The sequence below is a fragment of the Brevibacterium marinum genome (assembly GCF_011927955.1).
In the GTDB taxonomy this organism is placed as follows: domain Bacteria; phylum Actinomycetota; class Actinomycetes; order Actinomycetales; family Brevibacteriaceae; genus Brevibacterium; species Brevibacterium marinum.
The window spans coordinates 3,633,314-3,649,446 of sequence record NZ_JAATJN010000001.1; the positions used below are offsets into that span (position 1 = coordinate 3,633,314).

Here is a 16,133-nt window from a genome sequence, read left to right on the forward strand (position 1 = left end):
ATCTTAAGTCCTTTGTTGGTTAACTTTCATTCCGGTGAACATGTTCTTGATCACCGGGGCGACCGGGGACCGGAGATTACTCTCCGCCACGCATCTTCTGGACGATCTCCTCGGCTACTGCCTTGGGGACCTCCGCATAGCTGGAGAAGGTCATCGTGTACACCGCACGGCCCTGGGTCTTCGACCGCAGATCACCGATGTAACCGAACATCTCCGACAACGGGACCACAGCCTTGACGACCTTCACACCGGAAGCATCGTCCATGGACTGGATCTGGCCACGTCTGGAATTGAGGTCGCCGATGACGTCCCCCATGTATTCCTCGGGGGTGCGCACCTCGACGTCCATGACCGGTTCCAGCAGAACCGGCTTCGCCTTCTGAACGGCCTCCTTGAAGACCATCGAACCGGCGATCTTGAATGCCATCTCCGAGGAGTCGACATCGTGGTAAGCGCCGTCGACCAGTGTGGCCTTGACGCCGACCATCGGGTAGCCGGCCAGAGCGCCAAGCTCCATGGCGTCCTGGATCCCGGCGTCGACGCTCGGAATGTACTCACGCGGAATGCGTCCGCCCGTGATGGCATTCTCGAACTCGTAGATCGTATCGCCTTCGACCTCGAGGGGTTCGAAGGTGACCTGGACCTTGGCGAACTGTCCCGAACCACCCGTCTGCTTCTTGTGGGTGAAGTCGTACTTCTCGACGGTGCGGCGAATCGTCTCACGGTAGGCGACCTGGGGCTTGCCGACATTCGCCTCGACCTTGAACTCACGCTTCATGCGGTCGACGAGGATGTCGAGGTGGAGCTCGCCCATGCCGCGGATGACGGTCTGACCGGTCTCCGCATCGAGTTCGACCTGGTAGGTCGGGTCTTCCTTGACGAACTTCTGGATCGCTGCCGACAGCTTCTCCTGGTCGCTCTTCGTCTTCGGCTCGATCGCCACGGAGATGACCGGTTCGGGGAAGGTCATCGACTCGAGGGCGATCGGGTTCGCCGAATCGCTGAGCGTGTCGCCGGTCGTCGTCTCCTTGAGACCGATGAAGGCGTAGATGTGACCCGCGAAGGCCTCTTCCACAGGATTCTCCTTGTTGGAGTGCATCTGGAAGAGCTTGCCGACGCGTTCTTTCTTGCCCGAGGTCGTGTTCAGCACCTGCTCGCCGGACTTGACGTGCCCGGAGTACACGCGCACATAGGTCAGCGCGCCGAAGAACGGGTGGGTGGAGACCTTGAACGCGAGAGCCGAGAACGGTTCGTCCTTGGCCGGCCGGCGGGTGAGGTCCTCATCTTCGTTGCTCGGGTTGTGTCCGACCATCGGAGGCACGTCGAGCGGAGAGGGAAGGTAGTCGATGACCGCGTTGAGCATGGGCTGGACGCCCTTGTTCTTGTACGCGGAACCGCACATCACCGGGAAGGCCGCCGACTGGACGACGAGGGCACGGATTCCCGACTTGATCTCGTCGATCGAGAGCTCGTCGCCCTCGAGGTACTTCTCCATGAGCTCTTCCGTGCTCTCAGCGACATCCTCGATGAGCTGAGCCCGGTACTCCACTGCACGATCCTTGAGATCGTCCGGGATCTCGATCTCGGTCATGTCCTGACCCTTCTTGGACTCGTCAGGCCAGATGAAGGCCTTCATCTCAAGCAGGTCGACGATGCCGGCGAAATCGGATTCGGCGCCGATCGGCAACTGGATGACCAGAGGCTTGGCACCCAGACGCTCGCGGATCGTCTGGACGGTGAAGTAGAAGTCCGCGCCGAGCTTGTCCATCTTGTTGACGAAGCACACACGTGGCACGTCGTACTTGTCGGCCTGACGCCAGACGGTCTCGGACTGCGGCTCAACGCCTTCCTTGCCGTCGAAGACTGCGACGGCGCCGTCGAGGACGCGCAGTGAGCGCTCCACCTCGACGGTGAAGTCGACGTGACCCGGAGTGTCGATGATGTTGATCTGGTTGTCGTGCCAGTAGCAGGTGGTGGCAGCCGAGGTGATCGTGATGCCGCGTTCCTGCTCCTGGTCCATCCAGTCCATCGTCGAGGCGCCGTCGTGGGTCTCGCCGATCTTGTAGTTCACACCGGTGTAGTAGAGGATGCGTTCGGTCGTGGTTGTCTTACCGGCATCGATGTGCGCCATGATGCCGATGTTACGGACCTTGTTCAGGTCGGTGAGCACGTCAAGTGCCACGGTGTCTCTCTCTCAATCGATGATTTGATCGACTCCCCCGCTGCCCGGCCGACTGACTCCGAACGGAGGCGGCCGACCCGGGTTCCTGGGAGGGAACGATTACCAGCGGTAGTGGGCGAAGGCCTTGTTGGACTCGGCCATCTTGTGGGTGTCCTCACGACGCTTGACAGCAGCGCCGAGGCCGTTGCTCGCGTCGAGAATCTCGTTCATGAGACGCTCGGTCATCGTCTTCTCACGGCGCTGGCGGGAGTATCCCACGAGCCAGCGCAGCGCCAGGGTCGTTGAACGAGTCGGACGGACATCGACCGGAACCTGGTAGGTTGCGCCGCCGACGCGGCGGGAGCGAACCTCGAGGGACGGGCGGATGTTGTCGAGAGCCTTCTTCAGGTTGACGACCGGCTCATTGCCGTTCTTCTCACGAGTGCCTTCGAGGGCACCGTAGACGATGCGCTCTGCGGTCGAACGCTTTCCGTCGAGCAGGATCTTGTTGATCAGCTGCGTGACGAGCGGCGAACTGAAGACCGGGTCAACGACGATCGGTCGTTTTGGTGCAGGACCTTTACGTGGCATTACTTCTTCTCCCTCTTCGCACCGTACTTGCTGCGTGCCTGCTGGCGGCCTTTGACGCCCTGGGTGTCGAGCGAACCGCGAACGATGCGGTAGCGCACACCCGGCAGATCCTTGACACGACCACCGCGCACGAGCACGATCGAGTGCTCCTGCAGGTTGTGTCCTTCGCCCGGGATGTAGGCAGTCACTTCGATCTGGCTCGAAAGCTTGACACGAGCGACCTTGCGAAGAGCCGAGTTCGGCTTCTTGGGGGTAGTGGTGTACACACGGGTGCACACTCCACGACGCTGCGGGCTGCCCTTCAGGGCAGGAGCGTCGGATCCTGCTGGATTGACATGTCGTCCCTTGCGGACGAGCTGCTGGATTGTCGGCACTAAGCGTTCTCCATTTGCTTCTCGATAGACCTAATTCCCAACGTTGGCCATGGCAGGAGCCATGATTGTGAACCGTGGGACATATCCGACTGGACACCGGGTGAAGCTCGACTCCCGATGCCAGTATTCGCGCGACGCAGCGGACCCTGCACTCGGGTGTGTCGCAGAGACACGCTCCGGTGCGGGGTGACACGTCGGCGGCCTGCGCCGGACGAATTCTCACAGTGGTCCCGGGCCTCACAAAACACCCGGCATGATCGTTCGACGACACAGATAACACAATCAGTCGCATCTCAGAATATCGCGGGCCTGCACATCAGGTCAAAATCGGGGTCTGTGCGCTGTTCGGAGGCAGCCCCGCTTCCCGTATTCGACATGCCGCGTTCAGACCTCATCGGACACATCGCGATCACTTTCCGCTTCCTTGACTCATTCAAGAGAACACGGCATGCTGTTTCTGTGGCTGAGAAGAAGCAAGAGCACGAGTGGGAAGCCTCCGCAGCACTGCGAGACAGTTCCCTGCGCGTGACCAAGCAGAGGGTCGCGGTCCTCCAGGCCGTCTGCAACCACCAGCATGCAGACACCGAGACCGTGATCCTGGCTGTCCGGGACCACCTCCCCGAGGTGTCCCATCAGGCGGTCTACGACTCTCTGCACACACTCACCGAGGTCGGCCTCGTACGGTGCATTCAGCCGTCCGGGTCCGTCGCCCGCTATGAGAGGCGCATCGGCGACAACCATCACCACATGGTGTGCCGTTCGTGCAACCTCATCGTCGATGTCGACTGCACGGTCGGACAGGCCCCTTGTCTGACGCCGTCGCACGATGCGGGATTCATCATCGAGCAGGCCGAGGTGACCTTCTGGGGCCTGTGCCCCGACTGCGCTGGGTCGGCAGCGGATTCACACGGCCGCGAATCCGCCTCGGCGGTCTGATCACCTGTCCTTCGACGAAACCACACCTCCGTCTTCGACCGGGGCCCTCACAGGTCCCGACTGTGAAAGGAACATCTATGTCCGAAACCACCACCGGCGGCTGTCCCGTCGTCCACACGACCCCGGCATCGGCAGCGGAGCCCGACGCCGACTCGCTGGTCGATCCCAGCCAGGGGGATGCCAATTCCCATTGGTGGCCCAACCGCCTCAATCTCAAGATCCTGGCCAAGAACCAGCCTGCACGCGACCCCATGGACGAGGGCTTCGACTACGATGCCGAATTCGCCACCCTCGACTACTACGCCCTCAAGGCCGATATCGAAGAGCTCCAGAAGACCAATGCCGACTGGTGGTCGGCCGACTTCGGGCATTACGGCCCGTTCATGATCCGCATGGCCTGGCACTCCGCAGGCACCTACCGTGTCCAGGACGGTCGCGGCGGCGGCGGAGAGGGACAGCAGCGCTTCGCTCCCCTGAACTCATGGCCCGACAACGTCGGCCTCGACAAGGCGCGCCGACTGCTGTGGCCGGTGAAGAAGAAGTACGGCAAGAAGATCTCCTGGGCCGACCTGTTCATCCTCGCCGGAAACGTCGGGCTGGAGTCCATGGGCTTCAAGACCTTCGGCTTCGCCGGTGGACGCAGGGACGTGTGGGAACCCGACAACGACGTCTACTGGGGCTCCGAGACCGAATGGCTGGGCACCGACAAACGCTATGTGGGCAACCGGGAGCTGCAGAAGCCGCTGGCCGCGACCACCATGGGCCTCATCTACGTCAACCCGGAGGGCCCGGAGGGCAAGCCGGACCCGCTGGCCGCAGCGATCGACATCCGCGAGACCTTCGCCCGGATGGCAATGGATGACGAGGAGACCGTCGCCCTCATCGCCGGCGGACACACATTCGGAAAGACCCACGGCGCCGCACCGGAATCCCACAAGGGCGGGGACCCGGAAGCCGCACCGATCGAAGAGCAGGGTCTGGGCTGGAAGAGCGATTTCGGCACCGGACAGGGCAATGACACCGTCGGCAGCGGCATCGAGGTCACCTGGACCTACCACCCGACCCGCTGGGACAACGAGTTCTTCCACATCCTCTTCGCCTACGAGTGGGAGGTGTTCGAGAACGAAGGCGGACACCTGCAATGGCGTCCGATCGACGGCGGCGGCGATGACATGGTTCCGATGGCGCAGGGTGACGGACGCCGTGAGCCGCGCATGCTCACGACCGATCTCTCCCTGCGGTTCGATCCCATCTACGGCGAGATCTCCCGCCGCTTCAAGGACGACCAGAAGGCATTCGAAGAAGCCTTCGCCCGTGCGTGGTTCAAGCTGACCCACCGTGACATGGGCCCGGCCACCCGCTACCTCGGACCCGAGGTCCCCAGCGAAGACCTCATCTGGCAGGATCCGGTTCCGGCCGGCAACCCACTCGACAACGCGGGGCTCGAAGCGGTCAAGGCCGCGGTACGCGATTCCGGTCTCAGCGTCTCCCAGCTGATCTCGACCACCTGGGCCGCGGCATCGACCCACCGTGTCTCCGACTTCCGCGGCGGCGTCAACGGCGGACGTCTGCGCCTCGAACCGCAGAAGAGCTGGGAAGTCAATGAGCCCGCGAAGCTGGCCGAGGTCATCGCTGTCCTCGAAGGCATCGCCGCCGACACCGGTGCTTCGTTCGCCGATGTCCTGGCGATCGCCGGCGGCGTCGGCATCGAGACCGCGGCGAAGGCGGCCGGTCATGACGTCAGCGTCCCGGTCTCGACCGGCCGCGGAGACGCCTCCCAGGAGCAGACGGACGTCGACTCGTTCTCCTACCTGGAACCGACTCACGACGGGTTCCGCAACTACCTCACCGAGGGCCTCCCGCTGTCGGCCGAGTACCTCCTCCTGGACCGGGCGAGCCTGCTGGGGCTGACCCCTTCGGAACTGGTGGTGCTCATCGGCGGACTCCGCGTCCTCGGCGCGAATTACGAAGACTCCGAACTCGGTGTGTTCACCGATCGCCCGGGCGAACTGACGAATGACTTCTTCGTCAATCTGCTCGAACTGGGCAACGTCTGGAAGCCGATCGGGCCATCCGAATCCGCCAACGTCTACGAGTGCTTCTCCCCTGCCGGAGAGAAGCTGTGGACCGGAAGCAGGATCGATCTGCTCCTCGGTGCCAACTCCGAGCTGCGTGCCCTCGCCGAGGTGTACGCCTCCGATGACGCTCAGGAGAAGTTCGTCAACGACTTCGTCAAGGCATGGAGCAAGCTCGTCGAAGCCGACCGCTTCGATCTTCACCGCTGAGTGATCCGACGAATCGCGAGTGTGCCCCCACCATATGGTGGGGGCACACTCGTATCCGGGTGTCTCATGCATGAGGCCCGGGTTGCGGCGCGCCTGCGGTTACGTCGACTCGACTCGCAGGGACAGCCTGCGGTTACGTCGGCTCGTTTCGCGAGGACCGACTGCGCTACATCGGCTCGATTCGCTCAGACAGCCTGCGGAGGTGTGCTCCCCGCTACACTGGACGTCATGGCCCAAGAAGAATCCGCGCAACCGCCCGCGCCACGCATACGTGCCTCTGACAAGGACCGGGACGCCGTTCTCGGAGTCATCACCGATGCGGTCACCAATGGGCGGCTCGACCCGGATGAGACGGCCGAACGTCAGGACGAGGCGATCTCGGCGAAGTTCCTCGATGACCTCCTGCTGCTCATCGTCGATCTCCCCGAGGGACGTGAGCTCTACAGCTCTCTGCAACGCCAAACGGGCGGGGGAACGACCGCAGGCACATCGATCGCCCGCAGCAGTGGGCCCACGCCGCTGGCCCCGATCGCCGAACCCGGGTCGGGCACGCCGATGAATTCCGTGGCGATCATGTCCGGCCGTGAGCTCGATGTTCCCGCCGGCACCGCCGAGGTGACGACCTATTCGCTCATGGGCGGCGACAACATCGACCTGTGCGATGTGATGGGACCGGGAGTGACGATCTCGCTCACCTCCTACTCGATGTGGGCAGGTCACGACATCTATGTCCCTCCGGGCGTGCGCGTCCGCGACGACACTCTCAACATCATGGCCGGCAACGAGATCCGCGGGTCCGCCAAGGGCGACGGATCGAACGGGACTCTCATCCTCAAGGGTGTCTCCCTGATGGCCGGCCACGAGGTGCATTTGGCCAAAGGCTACCGAGCAAAGGATCAGGGGCAACTGGAATGAGAATCGGTGTACTGACCTCGGGCGGAGACTGCCCGGGACTCAACGCGGTCATCCGCGGGATCGTCCGCAAGGGCATCCGCAGCCACAACGCGTCGTTCGTCGGCATCCGCGACGGCTGGCGGGGGCTGCTCGAGGACGATATGTTCGACATGTCGATGCTCGACGTCCGTGGCCTCTCCGGCCGAGGCGGCACCATCCTCGGCACCTCCCGCACCCACCCGTATGAAGGCGGCGGACCGGAACGGATGCGCGAAGTCATGGCGGCCCACGGCATCGACGCGATCATCGCGATCGGCGGTGAGGGCACTCTTGCCGGTGCGTCCCGGCTCGTGGCCGAAGAGGGACTCAACATCATCGGTGTCCCGAAGACCATCGACAACGATCTCGGCGGCACCGACTACACGTTCGGCTTCGACTCCGCCCAGGCCATCGCCACCGAAGCCATCGATCGCCTCCGCACCACCGCCGAGTCCCACCACCGCTGCATGGTCATCGAAGTCATGGGACGCAACGTCGGATGGATCGCTCTGCATGCCGGAATGGCCGGCGGTGCCCACGCGATCCTCATGCCCGAATTCCCCGTCTCCTTCGACCAGATCGAAGAATGGGTGACATCGGCCAGGGACCGCGGCCGTGCTCCTATCGTCGTCGTGGCCGAAGGGTTCATTCCCGAGGGACTCGACGAACAGGTCGCCGACCGCGGCGTCGACAACAAGGGGCGGACCCGCCTCGGCGGGATTGCGGATTTCCTGGCCCCGAAGATCGAAGAGATCACCGGCATCGAATCTCGTGCCACGATCCTCGGACACCTGCAGCGCGGGGGCTCCCCCACAGCCTACGACCGGGTCCTGTCCACCCGGCTGGGGATGGCCGCAGCCGATCTGGCACGCAACGAAGACTGGGGCAAGATGGCCAGCCTCAAGGCCACCGAGATCGTCTCGGTCGACATGGCATCTGCCGTCGACAGCCTCAAGTCGGTGCCGGCGCAGCGTTGGGAAGAGGCCCAGGTCCTCTTCGGCTGAACAGGCGCTGGAGAGGCTGAACAGGCGCTGGAGACCGAGACAACGGCCGAGCCCCCAAACCACTGTGCCTGCGCAGGAGTGTCGGCGCTCGGTCGTTGTCTCGGCTTCCAGAGCGCGCAGGAGTGTCGGGCCTCCGCCGTTGTTTCGGCTCCCAGACCGTGCGGGTGCGGCGGCGGATGAATGACACAGAGGGGCACCCACCAGATGGTGGGTGCCCCTCGTCCTGTGCCTGGTGACCCAGCCGTAGGGCCGAATCCGCCCCACAGCCGAATCCGCTCCGACCGCGAGGCTGAATCCGACTCGCTCTCACAGCCGAACCCGACTCAGCCTCACAGCTGCGAACGCCTCAGACGATCAGCTGCGAACGACGCTCTTCAGCTGAAGGCGCCGTAGTCGTAGTCCTCCAGCGGAATGGCCGACCCCGAATCGGAGCCGATGCCCGCGTAGAAGTCGCCATAGCTGTTTGTGAACATTTCGGCCTTCGCCTCTTCGGTCGGCTCCACCACGATGTCGCGGTGAGTCTGCAGGCCGGTGCCGGCAGGGATGAGCTTACCGAGGATGACGTTCTCCTTGAGACCCATCAGGCTGTCCGACTTGCCTTCCATGGCGGCCTCGGTGAGAACGCGCGTCGTCTCCTGGAAGGATGCGGCAGACAGCCACGACTCGGTGGCCAAGGAAGCCTTCGTGATGCCCATGAGCTCATCACGAGCCGAGGCCGGCTGGCCGCCTTCGGCGACCACTCGACGGTTCTCGGCCTGGTAACGGCCCCGGTCGACCAGCTCGCCGGGCAGCAGGTTGGTGCCGCCCGACTCGATCACGGTGACACGGCGCAGCATCTGCCGCACGATGACCTCGATGTGCTTGTCGTGGATTCCCACACCCTGCGAGCGGTACACCTTCTGCACCTGATCGACGAGGAAGCGCTCGGCCTCACGACGACCGCGGATGCGCAGCACCTGCTTAGGATCGACGGCGCCGACGACCAGCTGCTGGCCGGCCTTGACGTTCTCTCCGTCCTCGACCATGAGACGTGCACGCTTGGACACGGCGTGCTCGATCTCTTCGCTGCCGTCATCGGGAGTGACGATGACGAAGCGGGTCTTGCGGCTGTCGTCCACCTTGGCCCGTCCGCTCGCCTCGGCGATGGGGGCGAAGCCCTTCGGTGTGCGAGCTTCGAAGAGCTCGGTCACACGCGGCAGACCCTGGGTGATGTCACCCGAGGATGCCGCCGCACCACCGGTGTGGAAGGTGCGCATCGTGAGCTGGGTTCCCGGCTCACCGATCGACTGTGCAGCGACGGTGCCGATGGCCTCGCCGATGTCGACGAGCTTGCCGGTCGCCATCGAACGTCCGTAATGCATGGACGAGATCTCCGTGTCGGAATCGGCGGTGAGCACCGAATGCACCTTGAGTTCCTCGACCCCGGCGGCCACGAGCGTATCGACCGTGTCCGCAGTGATGTCGGTCTTCGCCGGGACGATGACATTGCCATCGGCGTCGGAGACATCGGAGACCGTGAGCCGGCCGTAGAGGCTGGTCTCTGCGAACTCGTGCGCAACCAGCTTGCCCTCGTGGTCGCGTTCGGCCACCGGCAGCGTGATGCCCTTGTTCGAGCCGACGTCCGCGGTGCGGATGATGACGTCCTGGGACACGTCGACGAGACGGCGGGTCAGGTAGCCGGAGTCCGCGGTGCGCAGAGCCGTATCGGCCAGCCCCTTACGAGCACCGTGCGAGGCGATGAAGTACTCGAGCACCGACAGGCCCTCGCGATAGTTCGACACGATCGGTCGGGGGATGATCTCACCCTTCGGGTTCGTCACCAGGCCGCGCATACCGGCCAGCTGACGGACCTGCATCCAGTTGCCCGATGCGCCGGACTCCACCAGACGCATCACCGAGTTCTCCTCCGGGAAGTTCGTCCGCATGACCTCGTCGACCTTCTCGGTGGTCTCGGTCCACAGCTTGACGAGTTCGTTGCGGCGTTCGTCGTCGGTGAGGGCACCGAGTTCGTACTGCTGCTGAACCTTCGTGTCGAAGGCCTCGGCGTTGTCGAGGATCTCCGTCTTGGCCTCCGGGGAGACCACATCGGACATCGAGATGGTGATGCCCGAACGGGTCGCCCAGTGGAAGCCGCCGGCCTTGAAGTTGTCCAGGGTCTGGGCGACGTCGAGCTTCGGGTACTCCTCGGCCAGATAGTTCACGATGCGGCTGAGCGCCTTCTTGTCGATCGTGGAGTTCACGAACGAGTAGTCGGCGGGCAGGTAGTCGTTGAACTGGGCGCGTCCCAGGGTGGTCTGCACGTCGAGCGGATCGCCGGCCTCCCAACCTTCGGGCACCTCGATGTCATCACCGGGGACGACGTTCTCAAGGCGGATCGTGATCTCCGAACCCAAGTCCAGCTCACCGCGGTCGAATGCCATGATGGCCTCGCCGAGGCCGGAGAAGGAGCGTCCCTCGCCGGGCAGTCCCTTGCGCACGGAGGTCAGGTGGTAGAGACCGATGATCATATCCTGCGAGGGCATGGTCACGGGCTTGCCGTCCGAGGGCTTGAGGATGTTGTTGGCAGAGAGCATGAGCACGCGTGCCTCTGCCTGAGCCTCCGGGCTCAACGGCAGGTGCACAGCCATCTGGTCACCGTCGAAGTCAGCGTTGAACGCCGAACACACGAGCGGGTGCAGCTGGATGGCTTTGCCCTCGATGAGCTGCGGCTCGAACGCCTGGATGCCCAGACGGTGCAGGGTCGGCGCACGGTTGAGCAGCACCGGGTGATCGGTGATGACCTCTTCGAGCACGTCCCACACCTGAGGGTGCTGACGTTCGACCATCCGCTTGGCCGACTTGATGTTCTGCGCGTGGTTGAGATCGACCAGGCGCTTCATCACGAAGGGTTTGAACAGCTCCAGAGCCATGGTCTTGGGCAGACCGGCCTGGTGGAGGTGCAGCTGCGGGCCCACCACGATGACCGAACGGCCCGAGTAGTCCACACGCTTGCCCAGCAGGTTCTGACGGAAGCGGCCCTGCTTGCCCTTGAGCATGTCGGACAGCGACTTGAGCGGACGGTTGCCCGGTCCGGTCACGGGACGCCCGCGACGTCCGTTGTCGAACAGCGAGTCGACGGCCTCCTGCAGCATCCGCTTCTCGTTGTTGACGATGATCTCGGGAGCGCCGAGGTCCAACAGACGCTTGAGGCGATTGTTGCGGTTGATCACGCGACGGTAGAGGTCGTTGAGGTCGGAGGTCGCGAAGCGTCCGCCGTCGAGCTGGACCATCGGACGCAGCTCGGGCGGGATCACCGGGACGACGTCGAGGACCATGCCCTCGGGATTGTTGTCGGTGGTCAGGAACGCGTTGACGACCTTGAGGCGCTTCAGCGCCCTTGTCTTGCGCTGTCCCTTGCCCGTGTTGATCAGCTCACGCAGCTTCTCGGCTTCGGCTTCGAGATCGAAGTCGAGCAGACGCTTCTGGATCGCCTCGGCACCCATCGCACCGGTGAAGTACAGACCGAAGCGGTGGAACATATCGCGGTACAGGCCCTCGTCGCCTTCGAGGTCGTTGACCTTGAGGTTCTTGAACCTGTCCCACACCTGCTCAATACGGTCGACCTCACGGTCGGCGTTCTTGCGCAGCTTCTCCATTTCCTTCTCTGCCGTCTCGCGCAGCTTCTTCTTGGCCGGAGCGGACCCGCCGTCGGCCTCGAGTGCTGCCAAGTCCTCTTCGAGCTTCTTGGCGCGACGATCGATGTCCGCGTCACGACGAGTGCCGATCTGCTGCTTCTCGATGTCGATCTTGTTCTGCAGGCTGGGCAGATCCCGGTGGCGGGAATCCTCATCCACCGAGGTGATCATGTAGGCCGCGAAGTAGATGATCTTCTCGAGATCCTTCGGAGCCAGGTCCAGCAGGTAGCCCAAGCGCGAGGGGACGCCCTTGAAGTACCAGATGTGAGTGACCGATGCGGCCAGCTCGATGTGTCCCATACGCTCACGACGCACCTTGGCCCGGGTCACCTCGACACCGCAGCGTTCGCAGATGATGCCCTTGAAGCGGACACGCTTGTATTTGCCGCAGGCGCACTCCCAATCGCGAGTGGGTCCGAAGATCTTCTCGCAGAAGAGTCCGTCCTTCTCGGGCTTGAGTGTGCGGTAGTTGATGGTCTCAGGCTTTTTCACCTCACCGTGTGACCAGCTGCGGATGGATTCCGCAGTGGCAAGACCGATACGCAGCTCATCAAAGAAATTGACGTCAGGCACGTAAATCCTCTTTCCTGGCGATGAACGTCCGGTTCATCGCGAAGTTGTGTCGGTTGAAGTGGAAGTCCTCAGACTTCTTCCACGGTCTGAGCTTCGCGGTACGACAGGTCGATGCCGAGCTCTTCAGCCGCCCGGTAGACTTCGTCCTCCGAGTCGCGCATCTCGACCTCATCGCCGTCCGAAGACAGAACTTCGACGTTGAGGCACAGGGACTGCATCTCCTTGATGAGGACCTTGAACGACTCGGGGATTCCCGGGTCGGGCAGGTTATCACCCTTGACGATGGCCTCGTAGACCTTCACACGGCCGGGAATGTCATCCGACTTGATCGTCAGCAGCTCCTGCAGCGTGTATGCCGCGCCATAGGCCTCGAGGGCCCAGACTTCCATCTCACCGAAGCGCTGACCGCCGAACTGCGCCTTACCACCGAGCGGCTGCTGGGTGATCATCGAGTACGGTCCTGTCGAACGCGCGTGGATCTTGTCGTCGACGAGGTGGTGGAGCTTGAGCATGTACATGTAGCCGACGGCGATCGGGTACGGGAACGGCTCACCGGAGCGACCGTCGAACAGCTGGGCCTTGCCCGAGGAATCGATGAGTCGATCCCCATCGCGGTTCGGAGTCGTCGAATCCAGCAGTCCGCGCAGCTCCTGCTCGTGGGCACCGTCGAAGACAGGGGTCGCCAGATTGGTTCCGGCTTCGGCTTCGCGGGCCGCGTCCGGCAGCTCTGCGGCCCATTCGGGGTTGCCTTCGATCTTCCATCCCTGCTTCGAGATCCACCCGAGGTGGACTTCGAAGACCTGGCCGATGTTCATACGACGGGGAACACCGTGGGGGTTGAGGATGATGTCGACGGGAGTTCCGTCGGCCAGGAACGGCATGTCCTCAACGGGCAGGATGGTCGAGATGACGCCCTTGTTGCCGTGACGACCGGCCATCTTGTCACCGATGGTGATCTTACGGCGCTGGGCGACGTAGACGCGGACCATCTGGTTGACGCCCGGCGAGAGCTCGTCGTCCTCCTCACGGTCGAAGACACGGACGCCGATGACGGTTCCGATCTCACCGTGGGGAACGCGTAGAGAGGTGTCGCGGACTTCGCGGGACTTCTCTCCGAAGATCGCGCGAAGCAGGCGCTCCTCCGGAGTCAGCTCGGTCTCGCCCTTCGGGGTGACCTTGCCGACGAGGATGTCGCCGTCGGTGACTTCGGCGCCGATGCGGATGATGCCGCGGTCGTCGAGGTCGGCCAGGGCATCCGGCGAGATGTTCGGGATGTCGCGCGTGATCTCCTCGGCACCGAGTTTGGTGTCGCGAGCGTCGACCTCGTGCTCCTCGATGTGGATCGAGGACAGGACGTCGTCCTGGACGAGACGCTGGGAGAGGATGATCGCGTCCTCGAAGTTGTAGCCCTCCCAGGACATGAATGCCACGAGGAGGTTCTTGCCCAGCGCCATCTCACCGTTCTCCGTGGACGGTCCGTCGGCCAGGACAGTGCCCGTCTCGACGCGATCGCCCTCGTCGGCGAGGATGCGCTGGTTGTACGAGGTTCCGTGGTTGGAGCGCTTGAACTTCGAGGCACGGTAGGTCTGCATCGTGCCGTCGTCGGCGAGGACGGTGACGAAGTCGGCGGACACCTCGGTGACCACACCGGGCCGATCGGCGGCGATGACATCGCCGGCGTCGACTGCGGCACGGTATTCCATGCCGGTGCCGACGACCGGGGACTCGGCCATCACCAGCGGCACGGCCTGACGCTGCATGTTCGCACCCATGAGGGCGCGGTTGGCGTCATCGTGTTCGAGGAACGGAATCAGCGCGGAGGCGACAGACACCATCTGACGTGCGGAGACGTCCATGAAGTCGATCGTGTCGTACTGGACCAGCTCGGCCTCGCCGCCGCCGCCCTTAGGACGTGCGAGGACTTCCACCTCGGCGAAGCGCTGCTCTTCCGTCAACGGCGCATTGGCCTGCGCGATGTTGAATTCGAGCTCGTCGTCGGCCGTCAGGTACTGGGTGTCATCGGTGACGACACCGTCGACAACCTTGCGGTAAGGCGTCTCGATGAAGCCGAACGGGTTGATGCGGGCGTACGACGCCAGCGAGCCGATGAGGCCGATGTTCGGACCCTCAGGAGTCTCGATCGGGCACATGCGTCCGTAGTGCGAGGGGTGGACGTCGCGGACTTCCATGGCGGCACGGTCACGCGAGAGACCACCGGGTCCCAGCGCGGACAGGCGGCGCTTGTGTGTCAGTCCCGCGAGCGGGTTGTTCTGATCCATGAATTGCGAGAGCTGCGAGGTGCCGAAGAACTCCTTGATCGCAGCCACCACGGGGCGGATGTTGATCAGGGTCTGAGGCGTGATCGCTTCGACGTCCTGGGTCGTCATGCGCTCACGGACGACGCGCTCCATGCGGGACAGGCCCGTGCGGACCTGGTTCTCGATGAGCTCGCCGACCGCACGGATGCGGCGGTTGCCGAAGTGGTCGATGTCGTCGAGCTTGACGCTGAGCTCGACGTCCTCACCGTCGCGGACACCCTTGGCGGTGTCGACCCCGGCGTGCAGGGACACGAGGTAGCGGATGGTCGCCACGACGTCATCGGTCGAGAGGACCGAGTCGGACAGCGGTGCTTCGACTCCCAGCTTGCGGTTGACCTTGTAGCGCCCGACCTTGGCCAGGTCGTAGCGCTTGGGGTTGAAGTACAGGTTGTTGAGCAGGTTGCGTGCCGCCTCGGCGGTCGCGGGCTCTGCCGGGCGCAGCTTCTTGTAGATGTCGAGCAGCGCCTCGTCCTGGGTGTTGACCGTATCCTTGGCCATGGTCTCGCGGATCGACTCGAACTCGCCGAACTCCTCGAGGATCTTGGCCTCGGACCAGCCGAGGGCCTTGAGCAGAACGGTCACGGACTGCTTGCGCTTGCGGTCGAGTCGCACGCCGACCTGGTCGCGCTTGTCGACCTCGAACTCCAGCCAGGCACCGCGGGAGGGGATGATCTTCGCGGTGAAGATGTCCTTGTCCGTGGTCTTGTCGACGCTGGATTCGAAGTAGGCGCCGGGCGAACGCACGAGCTGCGAGACGACGACGCGCTCGGTGCCGTTGACGATGAACGTGCCCTTGTCGGTCATCAGGGGGAAATCGCCCATGAAGACCGTCTGACTCTTGATCTCGCCGGTGTTGTTGTTCATGAATTCGGCGGTCACATACAGTGGCGCCGAGTACGTCATGTCGCGTTCCTTGCACTCATCGATGGAGTACTTCGCGGCTTCGAACCGGTGCTCCCGGAACGACAGCGACATCGATCCACCGAAGTCCTCGATCGGTGAGATCTCTTCGAAGATGTCTTCCAGCCCGGAGGTGGTCGCGACGGAATCGTCTCCGATCTCGATGGCTTCGGCGACGCGGTCCTGCCACGTCTCTGAGCCGATGAGCCAGTCGAAGCTGTCCGTCTGCAGACCGAGCAGATCGGGAACCTCGAGCGGCTCGCGAATCTTCGCGAAGGAGATTCTCTTAGGGGGGTTAGCGGTCCTGGTATTATCGTTGGCGTCGGCCAATGGGGTCCTTCCGAGTGCTTCACCAATTGATAGGTTGACTGCCCACCCGAAGTC

9 protein-coding genes are annotated in these 16,133 nt (G+C 63.5%); 4 read left to right on the forward strand and 5 right to left on the reverse strand.

Annotation, left to right across the window (positions count from 1 at the left end):
* Window positions 1-76: 76 nt before the first annotated feature.
* The 3 genes from fusA to rpsL all read right to left on the reverse strand — a co-directional run bounded on the left by fusA (window position 77) and on the right by rpsL (window position 3,126).
* Complete coding sequence (fusA, locus tag BKA07_RS16305; protein ID WP_167951894.1) at window positions 77-2,182, reverse strand: elongation factor G; 2,106 nt, start codon at window positions 2,180-2,182, stop codon at window positions 77-79.
* Window positions 2,183-2,281: 99 nt separating this feature from the next.
* Window positions 2,282-2,752: a 30S ribosomal protein S7 gene (gene rpsG, locus BKA07_RS16310; RefSeq protein WP_167951896.1), complete on the reverse strand. Its 471-nt coding sequence runs from the start codon at window positions 2,750-2,752 to the stop codon at window positions 2,282-2,284.
* Entirely contained in the window at window positions 2,752-3,126 is a 375-nt protein-coding gene (gene rpsL / locus BKA07_RS16315; RefSeq protein WP_167951898.1) for a 30S ribosomal protein S12, read from the reverse strand. Before rpsL ends, rpsG begins: the two co-directional genes overlap by 1 nt.
* Before the next feature lie 459 nt (window positions 3,127-3,585).
* On the opposite strand from rpsL, the gene BKA07_RS16320 reads away from it, so the two are divergent.
* The 4 genes from BKA07_RS16320 (at window position 3,586) to BKA07_RS16335 (ending at window position 8,284) form a co-directional block, all read left to right on the forward strand.
* Window positions 3,586-4,062 (forward strand): transcriptional repressor, encoded by a 477-nt coding sequence (locus BKA07_RS16320; RefSeq protein WP_167951900.1) that lies wholly within the window; start codon window positions 3,586-3,588, stop codon window positions 4,060-4,062.
* A 77-nt stretch (window positions 4,063-4,139) separates the two neighbouring features.
* Window positions 4,140-6,347 (forward strand): catalase/peroxidase HPI, encoded by a 2,208-nt coding sequence (gene katG, locus BKA07_RS16325; protein WP_167951902.1) that lies wholly within the window; start codon window positions 4,140-4,142, stop codon window positions 6,345-6,347.
* Between the two features lie 228 nt (window positions 6,348-6,575).
* Window positions 6,576-7,262 (forward strand): DUF1707 SHOCT-like domain-containing protein, encoded by a 687-nt coding sequence (locus BKA07_RS16330; protein ID WP_167951904.1) that lies wholly within the window; start codon window positions 6,576-6,578, stop codon window positions 7,260-7,262.
* On the forward strand, window positions 7,259-8,284 hold the full coding sequence (locus tag BKA07_RS16335; RefSeq protein ID WP_167951906.1) for a 6-phosphofructokinase: 1,026 nt from the start codon (window positions 7,259-7,261) through the stop codon (window positions 8,282-8,284). The genes BKA07_RS16330 and BKA07_RS16335 overlap by 4 nt, the downstream gene beginning before the upstream one ends.
* Window positions 8,285-8,658: 374 nt before the next feature.
* Here BKA07_RS16335 and BKA07_RS16340 read toward each other — a convergent pair whose 3' ends face one another.
* Entirely contained in the window at window positions 8,659-12,531 is a 3,873-nt protein-coding gene (locus BKA07_RS16340) for a DNA-directed RNA polymerase subunit beta' (RefSeq protein WP_167951908.1), read from the reverse strand.
* A 68-nt stretch (window positions 12,532-12,599) separates the two neighbouring features.
* A complete protein-coding gene (rpoB, locus tag BKA07_RS16345) occupies window positions 12,600-16,079 on the reverse strand; it encodes a DNA-directed RNA polymerase subunit beta (protein ID WP_167951909.1) in 3,480 nt (1,159 codons plus the stop codon).
* Window positions 16,080-16,133 lie beyond the last annotated feature (54 nt).

What these genes read in the sequence shown, in the direction of transcription:
- rpsG (WP_167951896.1), bottom strand. Translation starts at nt 2,752, where the DNA reads ATGCCACGTAAAGGTCCTGCACCAAAACGACCGATCGTCGTTGACCCG.
- katG (WP_167951902.1), top strand. Translation starts at nt 4,140, where the DNA reads ATGTCCGAAACCACCACCGGCGGCTGTCCCGTCGTCCACACGACCCCG.
- BKA07_RS16330 (WP_167951904.1), top strand. Translation starts at nt 6,576, where the DNA reads ATGGCCCAAGAAGAATCCGCGCAACCGCCCGCGCCACGCATACGTGCC.
- BKA07_RS16335 (WP_167951906.1), top strand. Translation starts at nt 7,259, where the DNA reads ATGAGAATCGGTGTACTGACCTCGGGCGGAGACTGCCCGGGACTCAAC.